We start from the raw sequence: 20,451 nt of genomic DNA, 5'->3' as shown, positions 1-20,451 counted from the left end.
TCACGCGTCCAGGTTATGCGGTCGCGCGCTCCGGAGCGAGATCCACCGCTTGACGCAGCGCCCGAACCCGCAGACTTTCGCGGCCATGACCGTTGCAGGGATGCAACAGCCTTCCCACATCCGGGTGGATACCCCACCGCACAGCCTCAAGAGACCGATGCGCAATCCCTACGACGTGCTGGGCGTGGCCAAGGGAGCGAGCGAAGCCGACATCAAGAAGGCTTATCGCAAGCTCGCCAAGGACTTCCACCCCGACCGCAACAAGAACGACGTGAAGGCCAAGGACCGGTTCGCCGAGGCGAACTCGGCCTACGAGATCCTGGGCGATTCCGAGAAGCGCAAGCAGTTCGACCGCGGCGAGATCGACGGCGACGGCAAGCCGCGCGCCAGCGGCTTCGAAGGGTTCTCGGGCGGCTTCGGCGGCGGCCGGTCGAGCGGGTTCGATTTCGAGAACATGGCCCGCAGCCGGCAAGGCGGAATGGGCGGCGGCGGGATGGGCGAGGACATCTTCTCGCACATCTTCGGTGAGGCGTTCCGCGCGGGCGGTGCCGGGCCCGGCCAGCGCCAGGCGGCCAAGGGCGAGGATGTCGCGGCCGAGCTGTCCGTGAGCCTGGAGCAGGTCGCCAGCGAAGAAAAGCTGCGCCTCGCCCTGCCCACGGGCCGGGAGGTCGACGTGGTGATCCCCCGGGGCGTCGAGGATGGCCAGACCATTCGGCTTCGTGGCCTTGGCCAGAGCGCCGGCCCCCGCGGCGAGCCCGGCGACGCCCTGCTGACCATCCGGGTCCGGCCGCATCCCCGCTTCACCGTCGAGGGGGCCGACCTGAAGGTCAGCGTCGAGGTGCCGCTGGAGGACGCCGTGCTCGGCGGCACGATCCGGGTGCCGACCCTGACCGGCGCGGTCGAGATGAAGATGCCGCCGATGACGAGTTCGGGCCGCACGTTCCGGTTGCGCGGCAAGGGCCTTCCCAAGAAGGACGGCACCCGCGGCGACCTGCTCGCCACCACGGCGATCACCCTGCCGGATAGCGAGGATCCCGCGCTCATCGAGTTCGCCAGGAACCGACGCGCCAAGGTGGCGTAGAACGCTGCGTAACAGGCGCCCCGCGCCCGGTCGCCCGGCGGCCGGGTGCGCACTTCCGTCTCCGAGCGGGCTCCGTTAAGGAGACCCCCGGTGCCGCAAGGGGCCGAGAGGTTTCCAGGATCGATCATGGCGGAACACGGGCAGGGCATTCTGGCGGGCAAGCGGGGCCTCGTGCTCGGTGTCGCCAACAACCGCTCGATCGCCTGGGGCATCGCCCGCAGCGCCCGCGCGCACGGGGCCGAGCTCGCGTTCACCTATCAGGGCGACGCCCTGCGCAAGCGGGTCGAGCCCTTGGCCAAGGAACTCGACGCCCACGTCATCGGGCATTGCGACGTGACCGAGGCGGCGACCATCGACGCCGTGTTCGCGGAGGCCGCCCGGGTCTTCCCCGAGGGCATCGACTTCGTCATCCACTGCATCGCCTTTTCCGACAAGGACGAGCTGACCGGCCGCTACCTCGAGACATCCGAGGAGAACTTCACCAAGTCGCTCCTGGTCTCGTGCTACTCGTTCACGGCGGTGGCCCAGCGCGCCGAGAGGATCATGCGCCCGGGCGGTTCCCTGGTGACGCTGACCTATTACGGCGCCGAGAAGTGGATGCCGCACTACAACGTCATGGGCGTGGCCAAGGCGGCGCTCGAAGCCTCGGTGCGCTATCTCGCGGCCGATCTCGGGCCGAAGAACATCCGCGTCAACGCGATCTCGGCCGGCCCGATCAAGACCCTGGCGGCCTCGGGAATCGGCGACTTCCGCTACATTCTGAAGTGGAACGAGTACAACGCGCCCCTGCGCCGAACCGTGACCATCGGTGAGGTCGGCGAGACCGCCGCCTACCTGATCTCCGACATGGCCGCGGGCATGACCGGCGAGATCCTGCACGTGGATGCGGGCTACCACGTCGTCGGCATGAAGAGCCCCGATGCGCCGGACCTGACCCTCGACAAAGATTAATCTTCGTCGTCGTCCGTGTCCGCGAATTCACCTGAAAGGGTTAGCCCGCCGATCCAGGTCTCGCCGTCGCGCTTGATGACCGTCCGCGGCCTGGCGCCCCCATGGGTCGCGATCCCGTCCGCCAGCCGCTCGGAATGCGTGACCAACCAGATCTGGGTGCGCTCGGCGGCCCGGGCGATCATCCGGGCGAGCGGTTCCATCAGATCCGGGTGCAGGCTCGATTCCGGCTCGTTCAATGCGATGAAGGGCGGCAGCCTGTAGGCCAGCAGCGCTCCGGTGAGGGCGAGGTAGCGCAGCGTCCCGTCCGACAGTTCCGAGGCCGCGAAGGTGCGGCCCGGGAAGTCCGGGAAGGTGACGCCGAAGCTCGCCTCGCGCCCCGGCTCCGGCACCACGAGCCGGGCGCCCGGGAAGGCGCCGTCTAGCGCCATATCGAGATCGCCCGTGTCCTGCCGGATATGGGCCAGGGTGGCGAACACGGCAGCGAGGTCGGACCCGTCCGAGGCGAGGGTCGGCGTCGTCACTGCCAGGCACGGGCGGCGGAGCGGCGACTCGGCATCGGTCCGAAAATCATGGTGGAAGCGCCAAGCCGTCATGGCGAGCCGAACCAAGGCGATCTCCGGGTGACGCGTCGCGTCCAGGAAGGTGCCGAGCGCGGTTTCGGTGGGCAGCAGATCCAGGGCCAGCGGCCGTTTGCGCCCCTCCTCGTCGCGGGCGAAGCCGGTCCGGCCGTCGCGGTCGAGGATGACCGCCGTGCGGGGGCCGGTCCGGACGGTCAACCGCTCGGCCTTCACCTGCGGTTCCTTGCGGAAAGCGGCGCCGTAGGTAGTGCCGCCGGCCTGCTGCACGAGCCCGAGTTCGACCGCATAGGTGAACGCCTGCCCGGTTCCGTCATCGTGCAGGCTGGCTGACAGGCGGATCCGGGCCGCCTCGCCGTGCCGCCGACGCCCCGCCCAGAGCGCCGAATCCATCCCGCCCTCTACGGCGAGCGCGCGGGTGAGCGTCCCCCGGGCCGCGTCCTGAAGCAGTTCGAGGCCGCGATACAGGTTGGTCTTGCCGGTGCCGTTGCCGCCCACGAACACCGACAGGTCGTCCACCGGGAAGCCGATCCGCCGGAGCGAGCGGTAGCCCGAGACCGCGACCTCCCGAACCACCAGCATGCGGCACCCCTTGGATCAGTTCGGGACCTTCAGATCGGCGATTCCCTTCGCGGCCTTCGGGAATCGTGGGTCCATCGCCTCCAGCGTATCTGCGATCGTTCGGGCAATCACGTAGTTGCGGAACCACTTGTGGTTGGCCGGCACCACAAGCCACGGCGCGCGCGGCGTCGAGCATTGCGAGAGCGCGTCGGCGAAGGCCTGCTGGTAGGCGTCCCAGGCTTTCCGCTCGACGAGGTCGGCGGGGTCGAATTTCCAGTGCTTCTCCGGGTCGGCGATCCGGGCTTCCAGGCGCTTCTTCTGCTCGTCCCTGGAGATGTGCAGGAAGAACTTGATCACCACCGTGCCGGACTCGGTGAGCAGCCGCTCGAAATCATTGATCAGCCGGTAGCGGCCCTGCCAGACCGGGTCGGGCACCAGCTCCTTTACCCGCACCACGAGGACGTCCTCGTAATGGCTGCGGTTGAACACACCGATCATGCCGCGCCCCGGCGTCTTGGCGTGGTAGCGCCACAGGAAATCGTGATCGAGCTCGTCGCTCGACGGCACCTTGAACGACGACACCGTGCAACCCTGCGGGTTCACGCCCTTTAGCACCGACCGGATCGTCCCGTCCTTGCCGCCGGTATCGATCGCTTGGAACACCAGCAGCAGGCTGCGGGCGCGCTCGGCATACAGCCGCTCCTGCAGGGCGCTGATCCGCTCGCGCTCCCGGCCGAGGGCGTCCTTGGCCCAGACCTTGTCGAGGCCGCCATCGGCGTCGGCGTCGACGGCCGTCAGGTCGATCCGCATTCCGGGCTCGACAGCCACGATCCCCGGTGCGACCCGGATCGGGGCCGGCCGATGGCCGCCCAGGGCCGCCGGGACCGCCCCGGCGATCGCATCGGCCGCACCGGCCCAGACGGCGGTCGAGGGCACCCGCGCCCGGGCGGCCTGGTGCCGATCGGGGGCGTCTGTCACGCCCCCGTCCTGCGACTGGCCGGGAAGATGCTTGCCGTGCTTCTTAGACATGGGCAGGACCTTATCGAGGGGCTTTGCCGACGAACGCCCAGAACGGTTGGCACGCCCGGCCGTTCCGGGCGCCTGCACAGCGACAGGATTTTGAGACGGTTGGCCACGATCTATTTCATCCGCCACGGCCAGACCGCCTGGAACGCCGAGGGCCGCCTGCAGGGCAGTCGCGACATCGATCTCAACCCGCACGGGGAGGCGCAGGCCGTCGCCGTGGCCGCGCGGCTGACCGCGGTGGCGGGGGCGGGTGTGGCGGAGGCGGAGTTCCTGGCGAGCCCGCTCAAGCGCACCCGGCGGACCATGGAGATCCTGCGCACGACGCTGGGCCTGCCGGCGGAGGCGTACCGCACCGATCCCCGGCTGAGGGAGATCGGCTTCGGCAACTGGGAGGGCTCGACCTGGGCCGAGATCCGCCGCCGTGACCCGGGGGGCGCTTCGGCCCGCGACCGCGAGCGCTGGAACCACCGTCCGCCCGGCCAGGGTGGCGAGAGCTATGCCGCGCTCGTGGAGCGGGTCGGGCCGGTTCTGTCCGGGCTCGAGCGGGATGCCGTGATCGTCGCCCACGGCGGCGTCGCCCGGGCTGCCCTGGTGGCGCTGGGCCATCTCGACATCTACGCGGCGCCGCGCCTCGGCATCCGCCAGGGCGAGGTGCTGGTCCTGGAGCCGTCGGGCTGGCGCTGGGCTTAAGCCGTCCTTCACCCAGGGTTCAAAGCCGCCTCGATAACGGCATGATCGGCTGGCTATAGGGCAGTCGCCACGGTATGCGCCGATCTGTTCGGTCGGCCAGCGGAGCAGCGGATGAGCGACGTCGCCGAGAAGACCCGGTCCGGACCGGCGGCCGAGGCGCATGAGCGTCCGGCGGGCGGGGCGGCCGTGCTGCGCGGCGCGCACCGCCCCGACCTGATCCGCGACGAGGTGCTGGCCGAGATCTTCCTGGATTCAGCCCGCGCCCGGCCGGAGCATCCCTGCCTGGTCGACGGCGCCCGCGTGATCGCGGGCGGCGTCCATCCGAGCCTGACCTATGCCGAGGTCGCCGCTCGCGCCGGCCGGATCGCCGCCGGCCTCGCCCACCGCGGCATCGGCCCCGGCGACGTCGTCGGCCTGTGGATGGCCCGGGGCCCGGACCTGCTGGTCGCCCAGATCGGCATCACCTTGTCGGGCGCCGCCTGGCTGCCCTTCGACGCCGAGGCGCCGGCCGACCGGGTCGGAGTCTGTCTCACGGATGCCGCCGCCAAGGCGCTGCTGGTCTCACCTGCCCTCGCCGCGACGGCGCCCGACGCCGCGCCCGCCCTGACCCCGGCGGATCTCGACGCGGCGACACCCGCGGATGCCCCGGTACCGGATGCCCGCGCCGCCGGCCTGACGCCGGAGGATCCCGCCTACCTGATCTACACCTCGGGCTCGACCGGCGTGCCCAAGGGCATCGTCATCAGCCACGCCAACATCTGCCACTTCCTCCGGTCGGGGAACGCGCTCTACGGCATGCGCGCCGACGACATCGTGTTCCAGGGCGCCTCGGTCGCCTTCGACCTGTCGATGGAGGAGATCTGGGTCCCGTATCTCGTGGGCGCGACGCTGTTCGTGGCGAGCCCGGCCATGATGGGCGACGTCGAGTCCCTGCCCGGCATTCTCGAAGCCGAGCGGATCACGGTGCTCGATACCGTGCCGACGCTGCTGGCGATGATCTCCGGCGACCTGCCGACCGTGCGCCTCGTGCTGCTCGGTGGCGAAGCGCTGCCGGAGCCGCTGGTCGGCCGCTGGGCGACCGGCGCGCGCCAGCTCTTCAACACGTACGGGCCGACCGAGGCGACCGTGGTCGCCACCGCGGCCGAGATGCGGCCCGGCGAGCCGGTGACCATCGGGGGACCGATCCCGAACTATTCGGTCTACGTCGCGGGCGAGGATCTGAGCCTGCTCGGGCGCGATCTACAGGGCGAGCTGCTGATCGGCGGGCCCGGGGTGGCCCGCGGCTATCTCGCGCGGCCCGAGCTGACCGCCGAAAAGTTCATCGCCAACCCGTTCGCCTCGGACGGGACCGACCCGATCCTCTACCGCTCGGGCGATGCGGTCTCGCTGGATGCCGGCGGGCGGATCCTGTTCCACGGCCGCATCGACGACCAGGTGAAGATCCGCGGCTTCCGGGTCGAACTCGGCGAGATCGAGTCGCGGATCCGCAGCGTGCCCGACATCAACCAGGCCGCCGTGGTGCTGCGCCAGGACGACGGCGTCGACCGGCTCGTGGCATTCCTGATCCCCGAACGCGGGCGGACGGTGGATACCGCCGCCCTGCGCCGGACGCTGGCCGGCCAGATGCCGCCCTACATGGTGCCCGGCCATTTCGAGCTGGCCGAGACCCTGCCGCGGCTGACCTCCGGCAAGGTCGATCGCAAGGCCCTGAAGATCGCCCCGCTCACGGTCGCATCCGCCGATGGCGAGCAGGAGCCCCCGGCCAACGAGACCGAAGCGGCTTTGGTCGCCGCGGCCAAGCAGGTCTTCGGCAACCAGCCGATCCCGCTCGAGGGCGATTTCTTCGCCGATCTCGGCGGCCATTCCCTGCTCGCCGCCCGCTTCGTGTCCGCAGTCCGCGAGGCGCCCGCGCTCGCCGGCATTACGCTGCCGGACGTCTACGCCCTGCGCACCATGCGGGCGATGGCCGACGCGCTGATCGCGCGCACCGGCGGCATGGGCGCGGCGGCTGCGATCCGCGACCTGAGCTTCGAACCGCCGCCGCTGTTGCGCCGGGCCCTGTGCGGCCTCGGCCAGCTAATCGCGCTGCCCTTCGTGATCGCGCTCGCCACCGCGCAGTGGCTCGGCATGTTCGTGACCTACCTGCTGCTCACCGGCGGCGGCCTAAGCTTCTTCGCCGAACTCGGCGTGCTGCTGCTCGTCTACATCGCGATCAACGGCGTGACCGCGGTGGTCGCGGTGGCGGGCAAGTGGCTGATCCTCGGCAGGACCAAGCCGGGCCGATACCCGCTCTGGGGCGCTTACTACTACCGCTGGTGGCTGACCCAGCGCCTCGCCCCCCTCGTCCACGTGAAGTGGCTTCAGGGCTCGCCGGCGATCTCGGTCTACCTCCGGCTGATGGGCGCGAAGGTCGGCCACGACGCGCTGGTCTCCGATATCGAGATCGGCGCCCCCGACCTGCTGACCATCGGCGACGGCGCCTCGCTGGGCGGTCGCCTCGTCATCGCCAATGCCGAGATCGTCGGCAACGAGCTGGTGATCGGCACGGTCGAGATCGGCGCCGACGCGGCGGTCGGCACCTCCTGCGTGCTCAGCCACGACACGGTGATCGGCGCGCAGGCCGAGATCGCCGACCTGACCACGATCCCGACCGGCACCCGGGTCGGGCCCGCGGAGATCTGGGACGGCTCGCCCGGCCGCAAGGTCGGGATGGCGAACACGGCCGACCTGCCGGCCGCCTCCGAGGCCTCGTGGGCCCGCCGCGCCGCCTTCGCGGCGGCTTATATCGTTCTGCTCGGCGCGATTCCGGCGGTCGGCCTGCTGCCGATCTTCCCGGCCTTCTTCATCTTCGACCAGATCTCGGATTCGCTCTCCGACATCACCGATGTCGACTATCACTGGTACCTGCCGATCCTCACCTGGCCCACCGCCATGCTGATGACCGCCGGCACGGTGCTGCTGATCGCCGGCATCCGCTGGATCGTGCTGCCGCGGACCCGCTCGGGCACCTACTCGGTCCACTCGCTGTTCTACCTGCGCAAGTGGTCGCTGGCGCTCGCCGTCGAGGTCACGCTCGAGACGCTCTCGTCACTGTTCGCCACGGTCTACATGCGGGCGTGGTACCGGCTGATGGGCGCCAACATGGGCCACGGCGCCGAGATCTCGACCAACCTCGCCGGCCGCTACGACCTCGCCGAGGTCGGCGCGAAGAACTTCATCGCCGACGAGGTCGTGTACGGCGAGGAGGAGGTCCGGCGCGGCTGGATGCATCTCGAGGCCGCCCGCACCGGCGCACGGGTCTTCGTCGGCAACGATGCCGTGGTCCCCCCCGGCGCGGTCATCCCGGACGACGTGCTGATCGGCATCAAGTCGAAGCCGCCGGCCAACGACGCGATGAGCCCCGGCGAGACCTGGTTCGGCTCGCCGCCGATCCGGCTGCCGGCCCGCCAGAAGGTCGATCTCGGATCGACCGCGCAGACCTACGAACCCGGGATGTGGCCGAAGATCCGGCGCGGCGTGTTCGAGGCCTTCGCGACTTCGTTCTCGCCGATGCTCTACATCACCCTGGCGATCACCGTGATCGACTGGTATTTCTACCCGGCCATCCTGGAGAAGGACTGGACCGGTCTGGCCGTCAGCTTCGTGACCGCCAGCGTCTGCATCGCGCTGATCCAGTCCGCCGCGGTCATCGCGATGAAGTGGCTGCTGATGGGCGTCTACAAGCCCGGCATGCAGCCGATGTGGTCCTGGTGGGCGATGCGCACCGAGGCGATCGCGGTGGCTTATTGGGGGTTGGCCGGCAAGGTGCTGCTCGAGCACCTCCAGGGCACGCCGTTCCTGCCCTGGGCCCTGCGGTTGTTCGGCGTGAAGATCGGGAAGGGCGTGTGCATGCTCACCACCGACATCACCGAGTTCGACTGCGTGTCGATCGGCGACTACGCCACGATCAACCGCGTCTCCGCGCTGCAAACTCATCTGTACGAGGACCGGATCATGAAGATCGGCCGCGTCGTGGTCGGGCGCGGCGTCTCGGTCGGCGCCTTCGCGACGGTCCTGTACGACACCAAGGTCGGCGACTACGCACGGCTGCGCCCGCTCACCATCGTGATGAAGGGCGAGTCGATCCCCGCCAACACGGAGTGGGAAGGCGCCCCGGCGGTGCCGGTGATCCACGCGGCGCGCGACGAGCAACGGGCGGCCGGATAGGTCGCCGCGTCAATCCGGGGCGCCTGAAACGAGCCCTGGGACGCGCGAGGAAGCGACTGTCGTCATCGCCGCCGATATCCACCTTGCCGAATCGTAAACAACCGCGCGGTATTTTCGTCGCGCTGCTGCGAATTAAGCCGGCTCAAGCCTCGTGAGCCGGTCAATACCGTGCGGCTTATGCTATCTTCAGTATCGGAGACTGATAGAAAGCCGTGCATCTCGATCCAGCCACCCTGCTGATCGTCAGTTCCGTGATGACCTTGCTGGTCGGCACGCTGTTCGTTCTGTCGTGGCGGCAGGCGCCGGGTTCGCGCGCCCTGGCGCTATGGGGCGCGGCGCATATTCTCGGCGCGGTCGGCTCCGGCGGCCTCGCCCTGCGCGGCCAGATTCCCGACCTCGTGTCCATCGCGGTGTCCAACGCCGTGGTGCTGGCGGCCTACGGGCTGATCTGGAGCGGTGTCCGCTCGTTCGAGGGGCGACCGATCCGGATCGGTCTGGCGCTCGCGGGCGCGGCGATCTGGTGCGTGTTCTGCCTCCTTCCGGCCTTCTATGGATCGATCGAGGCCCGGATCGCGTACGCGTCCGCGGTGGCGGCGCTCTACACAGGCGATGCGGCCGTGGAGTTCTGGCGGGGGCGCAAGGAGCGTCTCGCGTCGCGCGTGGCGGCCGAGACCACGCTGGGCTTGCACGCCGCCTTCTACCTGCTGCGGATTCCATCGACCCTGCTCGCGCCGCCGCCACCGCGGTTGAACCCGTTGACCTCGCCCTGGGTCGCGATCCTGTGCTTCGTCACGCTGCTGTTCTCGATCGCCCTGGCCTTCACCTGCATGGCTCTGGTGAAGGAACGAGCCGAGCGCGAGCAGCGCATCGCCGCCGCGACGGACCCGCTCACCGGCATTTCCAATCGCCGGGCCTTCACGGGGGTCGCTGAGGCGACGCTCGCCACGCACCGGGATGTGGCGCTGCTGCTGTTCGACCTCGACCGGTTCAAGGCGGTCAACGACGTCCACGGCCACGCGGTCGGCGACGCGGTGCTGGTGGGGTTCTGCGCCATGGCCGCGTCCCTGTTGCCCCGGGACGCGATGCTCGGCCGGCTCGGCGGCGAGGAGTTCGCCTGCCTGCTGCCCGACGTCTCGCCTGCCGAGGCCCTGGCCCGTGCGGAGGAGTTGCGCCGGACCTTCGCGGGGCTGTCGGTGCCGGAATTGCCGGACCTGCGAGTGAGCGTCAGCATCGGGATCGCGCAGGCCCGGGACGGGATCAGTTTCGAGGCGCTGATGCGCCGGGCCGACGCCGCCCTCTACGTCGCCAAGCGCGGCGGGCGCGACCGGGTCGTGGTGGCCGGACGGATGCAGGCGGCCTGAGCGGGCGCAGTCGGTAATCGGCCGCGGATGCGCTATCGCGGGCCGGATTGGAGACCGGCCATGGACGACCCCACCCGCATCGACCGCCTGGAGATGCGCCTCACCGAGCAGGATTCGACGATCGAGGATCTGAACCGCACCGTCACGGAGCAGTGGCGGGTAATCGACCGGCTCGTCCGCCAGGTCGATGCGTTGCGCGATCAGGTTGAGGAGGCGGCGGCCCGGTCCGCACCGCGCGGGCCCGAGCCGCCGCCGCCGCATTACTGATCGGCATCGGCACGCCGCCCGCAGCGACGCGCCGGGCCGGCGTCAGAAGTTGGCCTGGGTGACGAACTTGGTCACCAGGTAGGCATCAAGCGCCTCCGAACCGCCCTCGCTGCCGTAGCCGGATTCCTTGACGCCGCCGAAGGGCGTCTCCGGCAGGGCGATACCGTGGTGGTTGATCGAGATCATCCCGCTCTCCACCCCGTGGGAGACCTTGGCGGCCCGCTCGGCCGAGCGGGTATAGGCGTAGGCCGCAAGCCCGTAGGGCAGGCGGTTGGCCTCGGTGAGCGCCTCCTCGTCCTCCGAGAAGCGGTTGATCATCGCGACCGGGCCGAACGGCTCCTCGTTCATCATCCGCGCGGTCAGCGGCACCTCGGTGAAGACCGTCGGCTCGAAGAAGTTGCCGCGGTTGCCGATGCGCTTGCCGCCGGTCCGCAGCGACGCTCCGGCCGCTTCGGCGTCGGCGGAGAGGGCCTCGATGGCCTCCAGACGCCGCCCATGGATCAGCGGGCCCATCTTGGTGTCCGGATCCAGGCCGTCGCCGACCTTCGCGCTCTTGGCGTAGCTGGTGAAGCCCTCGACGAACCGGTCGAACACCGAATCGTGCACCAGGAAGCGGGTCGGCGACACGCAGACCTGTCCGGCGTTGCGGAACTTCGATGGGGCCAGGACCGACACGGCCTTCTCCACGTCGGCATCGCCGAACACGATCACCGGAGCGTGGCCGCCGAGTTCCATGGTGGCGCGCTTCATGTGCTCGCCGGCCAGCGCTGCAAGCTTCTTGCCGACCACCGTCGAGCCGGTGAACGAGATCTTGCGGATCACCGGGTGCGGGATCAGGTAGGCCGAGATCGTCGCCGGGTCGCCGTAGACCAGCGACAGGGCGTCGCCCGGGATGCCGGCGTCGAGGAATGCGCGGACCAGCGCCGCGCAACTCGCCGGCGTGTCCTCGGGACCCTTCAGGATCACCGTACAGCCGGTGCAGAGCGCCGCCGAGATCTTGCGGACCGCCTGGTTGATCGGGAAGTTCCAGGGCGTGAAGCAGGCGACCGGGCCAACCGGCTCGCGCACCACCGCCTGCAGCACGCCGTCGGCGCGGGCCGGGATGACGCGTCCGTAGGCGCGCTTACCCTCCTCGGCGAACCAGTCGATCACGTCGGCGGCCGCCAGGGTCTCGACGCGCGCCTCGGCCAGCGGCTTGCCCTGCTCCAGGGTCATGATGCGGGCGATCTCGTCGGCGCGGCTGCGCAGCAGGTCGGCGGCCTTGCGCATCAGCTTGCCGCGCTCGAACGGCGACACCTTCCGCCAGGCCGGGAAGGCCCGCGCCGCGGCCGCGAGCGCTTCGTCCAGGTCCGCCGTGGTGGCGACGGCGCATTGGCCGATCGTTTCGCCCGTGGCCGGATTCAGGACGCCCAGGGTCTCTCGGTCGGCGCCCGTGCGCCAGCGTCCGGCAATGTGTAGCTCGGTATCCGGATACATCGTCAATTCCCGCTCGGCCGCACGATCGGCCGTGGCCGACATGTGGCAACGTGAAGCGGATCGACAATCCCGTTCCGAGCATGGCTGACGCCGCACCGCGACGGTGACGGCCTGAGCCCGGTCAGGCGGCCCGGGAGCGGGCGGTGTCCGGAACGGTCACGGTCGTGGCGGTGCCGTGGCGGGCGCGCAGCGTGCCGCCCTTCGGGACGACTTGCCAGCCCTCGCGGCAGCCGTCGATCGGCTCGGAGACGACGACGATCCCGCCCGGCCCGTCGCGGTAATACAGGCTCGGCGGCCGACCGTCGCAGGCCCACCGATAGGCGGTGAGCGTCTCGCCATCCGTCAGCAGGGCGGTGAAGCGCAACGGCTCGGAGACGTTGGCCTCCTTCATCAGGGCGCGGATCGTCTCCAGGGTGCGGGCCATCGCGCCGACAGGATCCTGCTCGAGGCCGTTGGCCAGGGCCAGCAGGAAGATCGCCTCGGAATCCGTGCTGCCGCGCCGGTGATCGTAGAAGGCGTCCGGAATCAGCGCCTCCAGCCGACGCTTGATGCGGTGGTAGCCGCCGATCTGGCCGTTGTGCATGAACAGGTGCCGCCCATGCACGAACGGGTGGCAATTCGCCCGGGCGGTGGCGGTGCCGGTCGAGGCGCGCACGTGGGCGAAGAAGGTTCGCGCCCGGACCTGACCGCACAGGTTGGTGAGGTTCTCGTCCGACCAGGCCGGGGAGATGTCGCGATAGACGCCGGGCTCGGGACGCTCGCCGTACCAGCCGATGCCGAAACCATCGCCGTTGGTCTCGGTTTTCCCTTCGTCGGCGTGCAGGGACTGGTGCACCAGCGAATGCGTCGGCGCGCAGACCAGGTCCGAGAGAAAGACCGGCTCACCGCTATAGGCGAGGAAACGGCACATGTCGGACGTCGATCCTTCCCTGGTCCGTACGATCCAGGCGATGTCCCCCGGAATGGGGCAAACGCCTCAAGCGTGAGATTAACAGTCGGTCCACACGGGTGAACAGTTTCTTAACCGGGACCCAGCTGCGCCATTTTCAAGCGTTCGGTGCAAAATTGGTGCGGCGTGATCGCGGAGCAGGCATGGGCTGCCCGACCACCCGGACACTTGTGAGCCGGCTCTTGGCAGGTCAGCATGGCCGAATCGGGGAATCACCGGTCCACCAATGAGGCCGGGACCCGAAGAGGGGTTCACACGACCGAGCCGCAGGAGACTGATATGGATCGCGCACAGCCCGAGTGTTCCGCCCCCGTGGCGCTTGTGGTGGAGGACGACGCGGCCGTGCGCCACCTCGCGACCGCGGTCCTGGAGGAAAGCGATCTTGGCGTGATCGCCTGCGAGAGCGCCGAAGCTGCGCTCTCGGTCCTGGAGCGATCCGACGTCACCGTGGCCCTGCTGTTCGCCGATATCCGCCTGCCCGGCGCCATGGACGGCGTGTCGCTCGCCCAGGCGGTGGAGCGGCGCTGGCCGGACGTGCGCGTGGTCGTCACCTCCGGAGCCAGCCGCGACGCGCGCCTGCCCGATCAGACGGTTTACATGCAGAAGCCCTGGCGGGCGCTCGACGTGCTGGTCCAGGCCGAGCACGCCACGATGGCCGCCAAGGCGGCCTGAACGGGGCCTGCGTGTTGCCCTCCTCCGGAGATGGGGGAGGGGGCTGGCGACCGGAGCCGAACCGGATCTCCGATCGAGCGGCCGGCGTTCCGACGATGCTGGGACAAGAAAGCCCAAGGCTTCCAGCGGTGGCCTTGTGGCAATCCTCGCCGCGCCCGTGATCACCATGGCTCGAGCGACAGTCGAACGCAAAAAGCCCGGCCGCTTGCGCGGTCCGGGCTTCTGCCGTTCAGGATAGAACGTCTTAGGCGACGGGCGCCGGGTTCACGGCGACCTGGCCGGAGGCGTTGCCGCCCTGCTGCGACGGGGCGGCGCTCGGCGACGGGAAACCGGGGCGACGGCTGCCGGCCGGGAAACGGGGCTTCGGCTTCGGAGCGGCGATCAGGCCCTCGCGGATCGCGGTCTTGCGAGCCTGCTTGCGGGCGCGACGAACGGCTTCCGCCTTCTCGCGCGCCTTGCGGACGGACGGCTTCTCATACGCCTTGCGCTGCTTCATCTCGCGGAAGATGCCCTCACGCTGCATCTTCTTCTTGAGGACGCGGAGCGCCTGATCGACGTTGTTATCGCGAACGAGTACCTGCAACGGACTTGATCCTCTGGACCTGGATTTGGGGCTTGCGCAGCCCGCCGCCGATCTGGAAACCGGCAACGTCCCTCGCCCGGGAGCACCCGGGAGGGACGGGAACGTCGGTTTCCGAATCGGCGTGGAGCCCACGCCTTGGCGCGCCTTCTACACCAAGCGCGAACCAGTTCCAACATCTTCCCGGCAGCGATCTTCGCAGCGGACGTCTCGAAATCCGCGGTCACGGGCCGGATGCCGGTTCGGCGCGCAGCAGCCCTGCTTGGGCTCGATTTGGGACGAAGCCGGATTGCAACGCGATCGGACGCGGCTCTAGGCTGTGCGGATGCAACACGACGACCCGCAGCAATTCGCCAGCGACAACTACTCCGGCATCTGCCCGGAGGCCTGGGCCGCCATGGAGGCGGCCAATCGCGGCCACGCGCCGGCCTACGGCGAGGATGCCTGGACCGCCCGGGCCGCGGACGCGTTCCGCCGCCTGTTCGAGACCGAGTGCGAGGTGTTCTTCGCCTTCAACGGCACGGCGGCGAACGCCCTCGCGCTGGCAGCCCTGTGCCAATCCTATCACAGCGTCATCTGTGCCGACTCGGCCCATGTCGAGACCGACGAGTGCGGCGCGCCGGAATTCTTCTCCAACGGGTCCAAGCTGCTCACCGTCCGCACCGAAGGCGGCAAGCTCACCCCGGAGGCGATCCGCGGGCTCGCCACCAACCGCAGCGATATCCATTTCCCGCGGCCGCGGGTGGTCACGATCACCCAGCCGACCGAGACCGGGCAGGTCTATACCCTGGCCGAACTGCGGTCGCTGTCCGCCACATGCCGGGAACTCGGCCTCGCGCTGCACATGGACGGCTCGCGCTTCGCCAATGCCTGCGCCAGCCTCGGCTGCAGCCCCGCCGACATGACCTGGCGGGCCGGGATCGACGTGCTGTGCTTCGGCGGCACCAAGAACGGCATGCATGCGGGCGAGGCGGTGGTGTTCTTCGATCCGAAGCTCGCGGAGGATTTCGGTTACCGGTGCAAGCAGGCCGGGCAGCTCGCCTCGAAGATGCGATTCCTGGCCGCCCCCTGGGTCGGCATGCTGGAGAGCGGCGCCTGGCTGCGCAACGCCGCCCACGGCAATGCCTGCGCCCGGCGCTTCGCCGAGGCCGTCGCCGGCCTGCCGGGGATCCGCGCGCTGTTCCCCGTAGAGGCCAACGCCGTCTTCCTGGCGATGCCGACTGCGACCATGGAGCGGCTGCGGGCGCGGGGCTGGCGGTTCTACACCTTCATCGGCGGCGGGGCGCGGTTCATGTTCGCCTGGGACGCCGACGCTGCGCGCGTGGACGCCCTGGTTGCAGACCTGCACGCGCTGGCGGCCGAGGCGGCCTAAGGCTCGGTTTCCAAAGGGCTCAGCCCTTTGGCGGGTTGTCAGGGCGGAGCCCTGATGGAGACGAAGGGCTCCGCCCTTCACCCGCAAAAGGTCGAACGACCTTTTGAAACCGGGACCTGGATCAGCCCGAGATTGGTCGGCTCGGTCGGTTCTTTGCCAATACCGGGGCTTGCCGCTACACGATGCCGAGACCCTCGCCCGAGGCGGCACCGCCGGGCGACGCCCTCCCGTTGTGCCGACCCAGAGCGTTCGCTCCATGCTGATGCAGACCAAGACCGAAGCGAGGCCGGCCGACCCGGTTGCGCGGCGGCGCACCTTCGCGATCATCTCGCACCCGGATGCGGGCAAGACCACGCTGACCGAGAAGCTGCTGCTGTTCGGCGGCGCGATCCAGCTCGCCGGCGAGGTCAAGGCCAAGCGCAACCGGGTCTCGACCCGGTCCGACTGGATGGGGATCGAGAAGGAGCGCGGCATCTCGGTGGTCACCTCGGTGATGACCTTCGAGTACGGCGACTGCGTCTTCAACCTGCTCGACACGCCGGGCCACGAGGACTTCTCGGAGGACACCTACCGGACGCTGACCGCGGTCGATTCGGCCGTGATGGTGATCGATGCGGCCAAGGGCATCGAGGCGCGCACCCGCAAGCTGTTCGAGGTCTGCCGCCTGCGCGACATCCCGATCGTCACCTTCGTGAACAAGCTCGACCGCGAGGCCCGCGACCCGTTCGAGCTGCTCGACGAGATCGAGAAGACGCTGGCGCTGGACGTCGCCCCGGTGACCTGGCCGATCGGCACGGGCCGCAACTTCTCCGGCACCTATGAACTCGGCGCCAACCGCGTGCGCCGGCTGGACGCCGCCGAGGATGCCGGCATGGTGGCGGTGTCCGGCCCGCAGGACCCGCTGTTCGATACGCTGCTGACCGAGAACGGCGCGGCCGATGCGTGGCGCGAGGAGGTCGAGCTGGCCGAAGGCGGACTCAAGCCGTTCGACCTCGACGCGTTCCGCGAGGGCCACCTGACGCCGGTGTTCTTCGGCTCGGCGCTGCGCAACTTCGGCGTACGCGACCTCATCGACGGTCTCGCCAAGGTGGCGCCGCCGCCCCGCGGCCAGGATGCCGACAAGCGCCTGGTCGAGCCGACCGAGCCGCGCATGACCGGCTTCGTGTTCAAGATCCAGGCGAACATGGATCCGAACCACCGGGACCGGATCGCCTTCATGCGGGTCTGCTCGGGCAAGCTCAGCCGGGGCATGAAGGCCCGGCTGGTCCGCACCGGCAAGCCGATCTCGCTCTCGGCGCCGCAATTCTTCTTCGCTCAGGACCGCGCCATCGCGGACGAGGCTTTTGCGGGCGACGTGGTGGGGATCCCGAACCACGGCACCCTGCGGATCGGCGACACGCTCACCGAAGGCGAGGACCTGCTGTTCCGCGGCGTACCGAGCTTCGCACCCGAGATCCTGCGCCGGATCAAGCTGACCGACGCCATGAAGGCCAAGAAGCTGCGCGAGGCGCTGCAGCAGATGGGCGAGGAGGGTGTCGTCCAGGTGTTCGTCCCGCAGGACGGCAGCCAGGCGATCGTCGGCGTGGTCGGCGCGCTCCAGCTCGACGTGCTGAAGGAGCGTCTCCAAGCCGAGTACGGCCTCCCGATCGATTACGAGACCTCGCGCTTCTCGGTATGCCGCTGGATCGAGTCGGAGTCCGAGATCGAGCTGGACAAGTTCGTGGACAGCCACGGCTCGGCCATGGCCAAGGACCTCGACGGCGCCCCGGTCTTCATGGCGACCACGGCGTTCTCGCTCCGCTACGAGGAGGAGCGCTACCCGGCGGTGCGCTTCACCGATGTGAAGGATTATCAGAAGCGGACCGCGTGAGATGTCGGCGGGGCGGGCGCGACAGGCTTTCCCGCCCTCTCCCTTATCCTGAAATGCGGGGCCGCGGTTCGGACGCCGCGACGGAGCCTTCCGGCAGCCGTGCGGTTCCCGGAGGCCTCCGTCGAAGCGCGCTACGCTCGCATCTCCGGATGCGGGAACCTGGGTTGGAGATGCTGCCCCTCAGAACTTCCCCAGCATCGGGAAATCGACTGTCAGCGTCGATTCCGCCGCGATCGGGGCGTCGCGCTTGCGCGGCTTGCGGTTGAGCACCTGCTTCAGCTTGCTCTTCAGCACGGCCATGTCGAACGGCTTGAGGATGAAGGCGTCCGCGCCCGCCTGGTGGGCGAGGTTGATGTCCTCGAAGTCGAAGGACGATTCGGTGAGCATGAAGGGCGTGTTCATCAGAGCGTCGTCGCCGCGGATCTCGCGCAGCAGGCTCAGCCCGTCCATCGGCTCCATGGTCAGGTCGGAGATCACCAGGGCGTAGCGGCGCGTGCGCAGCCGCTCCAGCGCCTCGGCGGCCGTGGTGACTCCCTCGACATCGGGGAAGCCGATCCGGGTCATCAGCATCACCTCGAGACGCAGGAGCTTTTCCTGGTCGTCGACGATGAGGATCGGGGGCGTATCGCTCTCGGACATCGCTCGGCTCAGATGAAGAGGTGATCGATGCCCTGGCGGGACATCGCGTCGTTCTGGAGCGCCACGCAGAGGCCGTGGATCGCGGTCGCCTTCGGAGTACCACGTTGGAGCATCGGCAGCAGGTTGGCCTTGGCGAACAGGCCGTCATTGGTCGCGGTGCGCTGGGCGCTCTTGAAGGAGTGGACGAACTCGCGCTTGGCGATCTCCCGCCACTCGTTGATCTGCACGTCGCGGTGGCGCTGGTCGGCGATAACCCGGTCGAAGGTCTCGTGGACCGACGATCGCTCGCCCTCGATCACCTGGCAGGCGAAGTTGCCCTCGATGATCAGGAAGCTGGTGATCACCGAGAACTCGTTCTTCTTCTGTGCGACCCGGCCGATTTCGTTGATCTGCTCCGACCGCTTTGCCGCATCCGACGAGAGGTTGAGGCGCGAGAAGTAGATGATGTGGACGAGGCTCGTCCGTTTCGCCCGCATGACCTCTAGATCCGCAATCCGTGCCGCTTCGACGCGTCTGGGCGGGACGCCCCCCACCCGGATCAGCCCGTGCCCGATCTTGGCGCGAGCCGGATAACACCCCGTAAACGCGCGCCGGGGATGCCGACGGACCGGGGCCCGCCCGGTCCGGCAGAATCTGCCGGGTCGGCACCTCCGGACGGTCAGTGCTGCCGGGTCGGGTGCGGCCAACGCTAGGCCCGCCAAGGACTTAGGCGTGGCACGGCGGTTGCGCTCGCTTGATCCTGCGGGCCATTGCGGCGCGTTTCGGGATCGCATGCCATGGATCTTTTCACCGCCCTGCAGACCTCGGTCTCCGGACTGCAGGCGCAATCCTATGCCATCAGCAACATCTCCGGGAACATCGCGAACTCGCAGACCACCGGATTCAAGCGGATCGACACCAGCTTCGTCGACATGATGTCCGAGACCACGCCCAAGCGCGAAGTGGCCGGCTCGGTCCTGGCGCAGTCGCAGCTGACCAACACGATCGCCGGCAACGTCGTGGCGTCGAGCGTCCCGACCAACATGGCGATCAACGGCAACGGCTTCTTCACGGTGGTCCGAAAGACCGGTGATTCGAACGGTGCGGCCACCTTCAGCGGCACGAACGTCTACACGCGCCGGGGCGACTTCGCGCAGGACAAGGACGGCTACCTGGTCAACGGCGCCGGCGGCTACCTGACCGGCACGAACCTCGATCCGGTCACCGGGCAGGCGACCAGCACCGGGCTGCTCAAGATCGGCAACACCTCGCTCCCGGCCCAGCCGACGACGTCGCTGACCTACGCGGCCAACCTGCCGGCGACCCCGGCCACCACTGCGTCCGCCACGTCGGGCTCGGATGTCTACAATCAGCTGCCATCCGCGGTCGTCCTGACCGGAGCCACGGTGCCCGGACCCACGGTGCCTTCGACCGCCGCCGGGACCTTCGTCAACAACAGCATCGCGGGCCCGTCGATCACCGCCTACACGCAGACCGGCGCGCCAGTCACCCTGAGCACGCGCTGGGCGAAGGTGCAGGATGCCTCGACGACACCGAAGCAGGATGCGGTCTGGAACCTCTTCTACGCCTCCGATCCCTCGGCATCCGCGAATTCGACGGCCTGGCAGAATGTCGGGACGGCGTTCACCTTCGATTCCACCGGCAAGCTGACCAATCCGACCACGAGTCCGGTGTCCCTCGGCGACGTAACGGTGGGCGACTACACCTTCTCGGGCATGACCATGAATGTCGGCACCGCCGGCCTGACGCAGTACGCCGACACGTCGGGTGCGGTGACCACCAACACGCTCAGCCAGAACGGCAACAGCGCCGGCACGCTGACCAGCGTCGCCATCGGCGAGGACGGCAAGATCAACGGCACGTTCTCGAACGGCTCGGTGCTCGGGCTCGCCACCGTGGGCATCGCCCAGTTCGCCAACCCCGACGGGCTGAAGGCCGATTCGAATGGAAACTACCTGCAGACCGCCGAGTCCGGCGCGGCGCTGGTGGGGCTGAACGGCAGCTCGATTACGGGCGCGAGCAATGAGCAATCCAATACCGACATTGCGAGCGAGTTCTCTAAGATGATCGTAACCCAGCAGGCCTACTCTGCGAACACGCGGGTCATGTCGACGGCCCAGACGATGATGTCTGACCTGCTCAACGTGATCCGCTGAGTGAGGGCGCGATCCCAAC

17 protein-coding genes are annotated in these 20,451 nt (G+C 69.0%); 10 read left to right on the top strand and 7 right to left on the bottom strand.

Annotated features, from left to right (window positions below; translation table 11 throughout):
* Window positions 1–157 precede the first annotated feature (157 nt).
* The gene (locus tag ACYQPG_RS28050; protein ID WP_147906195.1) at window positions 158–1,081 is read left to right on the top strand and encodes a DnaJ C-terminal domain-containing protein; all 924 of its coding nucleotides are present in this window, start codon (window positions 158–160) and stop codon (window positions 1,079–1,081) included.
* Between the two features lie 126 nt (window positions 1,082–1,207).
* Complete coding sequence (gene fabI, locus ACYQPG_RS28045) at window positions 1,208–2,032, top strand: enoyl-ACP reductase FabI (RefSeq protein WP_147906194.1); 825 nt, start codon at window positions 1,208–1,210, stop codon at window positions 2,030–2,032.
* On the opposite strand, the gene ACYQPG_RS28040 is transcribed toward fabI, so the two are convergent.
* Both ACYQPG_RS28040 and ACYQPG_RS28035 read right to left on the bottom strand, forming a co-directional pair.
* A complete protein-coding gene (locus ACYQPG_RS28040; protein WP_461232204.1) occupies window positions 2,029–3,189 on the bottom strand; it encodes an AAA family ATPase in 1,161 nt (386 codons plus the stop codon). The two genes, fabI and ACYQPG_RS28040, sit on opposite strands and share 4 nt — an antisense overlap.
* Before the next feature lie 15 nt (window positions 3,190–3,204).
* A complete protein-coding gene (locus ACYQPG_RS28035; RefSeq protein WP_147906192.1) occupies window positions 3,205–4,197 on the bottom strand; it encodes a polyphosphate kinase 2 family protein in 993 nt (330 codons plus the stop codon).
* Window positions 4,198–4,296: 99 nt separating this feature from the next.
* Between ACYQPG_RS28035 and ACYQPG_RS28030 the strand changes: the two genes are divergently transcribed.
* The 4 genes from ACYQPG_RS28030 (at window position 4,297) to ACYQPG_RS28015 (ending at window position 10,718) form a co-directional block, all read left to right on the top strand.
* Window positions 4,297–4,884 carry a histidine phosphatase family protein gene (locus ACYQPG_RS28030; protein ID WP_147906191.1) on the top strand — a complete coding sequence of 196 codons (588 nt, stop codon included), beginning with the start codon at window positions 4,297–4,299 and terminating at the stop codon, window positions 4,882–4,884.
* Between the two features lie 111 nt (window positions 4,885–4,995).
* On the top strand, window positions 4,996–9,090 hold the full coding sequence (locus ACYQPG_RS28025) for a Pls/PosA family non-ribosomal peptide synthetase (RefSeq protein ID WP_461232203.1): 4,095 nt from the start codon (window positions 4,996–4,998) through the stop codon (window positions 9,088–9,090).
* 212 nt (window positions 9,091–9,302) lie between these two features.
* Window positions 9,303–10,451 (top strand): GGDEF domain-containing protein, encoded by a 1,149-nt coding sequence (locus ACYQPG_RS28020; RefSeq protein ID WP_419830745.1) that lies wholly within the window; start codon window positions 9,303–9,305, stop codon window positions 10,449–10,451.
* A 60-nt stretch (window positions 10,452–10,511) separates the two neighbouring features.
* Window positions 10,512–10,718 carry a SlyX family protein gene (locus tag ACYQPG_RS28015; protein ID WP_147897699.1) on the top strand — a complete coding sequence of 69 codons (207 nt, stop codon included), beginning with the start codon at window positions 10,512–10,514 and terminating at the stop codon, window positions 10,716–10,718.
* Window positions 10,719–10,760: 42 nt separating this feature from the next.
* Here the strand turns inward: ACYQPG_RS28015 and ACYQPG_RS28010 are convergent, their stop codons facing one another.
* Both ACYQPG_RS28010 and ACYQPG_RS28005 read right to left on the bottom strand, forming a co-directional pair.
* Entirely contained in the window at window positions 10,761–12,194 is a 1,434-nt protein-coding gene (locus tag ACYQPG_RS28010) for an NAD-dependent succinate-semialdehyde dehydrogenase (RefSeq protein ID WP_147906293.1), read from the bottom strand.
* 121 nt (window positions 12,195–12,315) lie between these two features.
* A complete protein-coding gene (locus ACYQPG_RS28005) occupies window positions 12,316–13,104 on the bottom strand; it encodes a class II glutamine amidotransferase (RefSeq protein WP_419830744.1) in 789 nt (262 codons plus the stop codon).
* A gap of 318 nt (window positions 13,105–13,422) precedes the next feature.
* On the opposite strand from ACYQPG_RS28005, the gene ACYQPG_RS28000 reads away from it, so the two are divergent.
* Window positions 13,423–13,815, top strand: coding sequence for a response regulator (locus ACYQPG_RS28000; protein WP_058193469.1), 393 nt, complete (start codon window positions 13,423–13,425; stop codon window positions 13,813–13,815).
* Window positions 13,816–14,059: 244 nt separating this feature from the next.
* Here ACYQPG_RS28000 and rpsU read toward each other — a convergent pair whose 3' ends face one another.
* A complete protein-coding gene (gene rpsU / locus ACYQPG_RS27995; protein WP_147938006.1) occupies window positions 14,060–14,398 on the bottom strand; it encodes a 30S ribosomal protein S21 in 339 nt (112 codons plus the stop codon).
* A gap of 322 nt (window positions 14,399–14,720) precedes the next feature.
* On the opposite strand from rpsU, the gene ACYQPG_RS27990 reads away from it, so the two are divergent.
* The gene (locus ACYQPG_RS27990) at window positions 14,721–15,767 is read left to right on the top strand and encodes a threonine aldolase family protein (RefSeq protein ID WP_461232202.1); all 1,047 of its coding nucleotides are present in this window, start codon (window positions 14,721–14,723) and stop codon (window positions 15,765–15,767) included.
* 256 nt (window positions 15,768–16,023) lie between these two features.
* Window positions 16,024–17,637, top strand: a complete 1,614-nt coding sequence (locus ACYQPG_RS27985) for a peptide chain release factor 3 (protein WP_147906184.1) — start codon at window positions 16,024–16,026, stop codon at window positions 17,635–17,637.
* 180 nt (window positions 17,638–17,817) lie between these two features.
* Here the strand turns inward: ACYQPG_RS27985 and ACYQPG_RS27980 are convergent, their stop codons facing one another.
* Both ACYQPG_RS27980 and ACYQPG_RS27975 read right to left on the bottom strand, forming a co-directional pair.
* Window positions 17,818–18,276: a response regulator gene (locus ACYQPG_RS27980; protein WP_147906183.1), complete on the bottom strand. Its 459-nt coding sequence runs from the start codon at window positions 18,274–18,276 to the stop codon at window positions 17,818–17,820.
* Between the two features lie 8 nt (window positions 18,277–18,284).
* Window positions 18,285–18,752 (bottom strand): BLUF domain-containing protein, encoded by a 468-nt coding sequence (locus ACYQPG_RS27975; protein WP_461232201.1) that lies wholly within the window; start codon window positions 18,750–18,752, stop codon window positions 18,285–18,287.
* A gap of 300 nt (window positions 18,753–19,052) precedes the next feature.
* Between ACYQPG_RS27975 and ACYQPG_RS27970 the strand changes: the two genes are divergently transcribed.
* Window positions 19,053–20,432 carry a flagellar hook protein FlgE gene (locus tag ACYQPG_RS27970; RefSeq protein ID WP_147906181.1) on the top strand — a complete coding sequence of 460 codons (1,380 nt, stop codon included), beginning with the start codon at window positions 19,053–19,055 and terminating at the stop codon, window positions 20,430–20,432.
* The last annotated feature ends 19 nt before the right edge of the window (window positions 20,433–20,451 follow it).

It is taken from the genome of Methylobacterium sp. CM6246 (genome assembly GCF_054818005.1).
Note: the sequence above shows the minus strand (reverse complement) of the source record. Positions and strands in the feature narration are given on the sequence as shown.

Coding starts and splice junctions, on each gene's coding strand:
- ACYQPG_RS27990 (WP_461232202.1), top strand. CDS start 14,721: ATGCAACACGACGACCCGCAGCAATTCGCCAGCGACAACTACTCCGGC.
- ACYQPG_RS28035 (WP_147906192.1), bottom strand. CDS start 4,197: ATGTCTAAGAAGCACGGCAAGCATCTTCCCGGCCAGTCGCAGGACGGG.
- ACYQPG_RS27975 (WP_461232201.1), bottom strand. CDS start 18,752: ATGCGGGCGAAACGGACGAGCCTCGTCCACATCATCTACTTCTCGCGC.
- ACYQPG_RS28015 (WP_147897699.1), top strand. CDS start 10,512: ATGGACGACCCCACCCGCATCGACCGCCTGGAGATGCGCCTCACCGAG.
- fabI (WP_147906194.1), top strand. CDS start 1,208: ATGGCGGAACACGGGCAGGGCATTCTGGCGGGCAAGCGGGGCCTCGTG.
- ACYQPG_RS27985 (WP_147906184.1), top strand. CDS start 16,024: ATGCTGATGCAGACCAAGACCGAAGCGAGGCCGGCCGACCCGGTTGCG.
- ACYQPG_RS28005 (WP_419830744.1), bottom strand. CDS start 13,104: ATGTGCCGTTTCCTCGCCTATAGCGGTGAGCCGGTCTTTCTCTCGGAC.
- ACYQPG_RS28040 (WP_461232204.1), bottom strand. CDS start 3,189: ATGCTGGTGGTTCGGGAGGTCGCGGTCTCGGGCTACCGCTCGCTCCGG.
- ACYQPG_RS28010 (WP_147906293.1), bottom strand. CDS start 12,194: ATGTATCCGGATACCGAGCTACACATTGCCGGACGCTGGCGCACGGGC.
- ACYQPG_RS27970 (WP_147906181.1), top strand. CDS start 19,053: ATGGATCTTTTCACCGCCCTGCAGACCTCGGTCTCCGGACTGCAGGCG.
- ACYQPG_RS28000 (WP_058193469.1), top strand. CDS start 13,423: ATGGATCGCGCACAGCCCGAGTGTTCCGCCCCCGTGGCGCTTGTGGTG.
- ACYQPG_RS27980 (WP_147906183.1), bottom strand. CDS start 18,276: ATGTCCGAGAGCGATACGCCCCCGATCCTCATCGTCGACGACCAGGAA.
- ACYQPG_RS28025 (WP_461232203.1), top strand. CDS start 4,996: ATGAGCGACGTCGCCGAGAAGACCCGGTCCGGACCGGCGGCCGAGGCG.
- ACYQPG_RS28050 (WP_147906195.1), top strand. CDS start 158: ATGCGCAATCCCTACGACGTGCTGGGCGTGGCCAAGGGAGCGAGCGAA.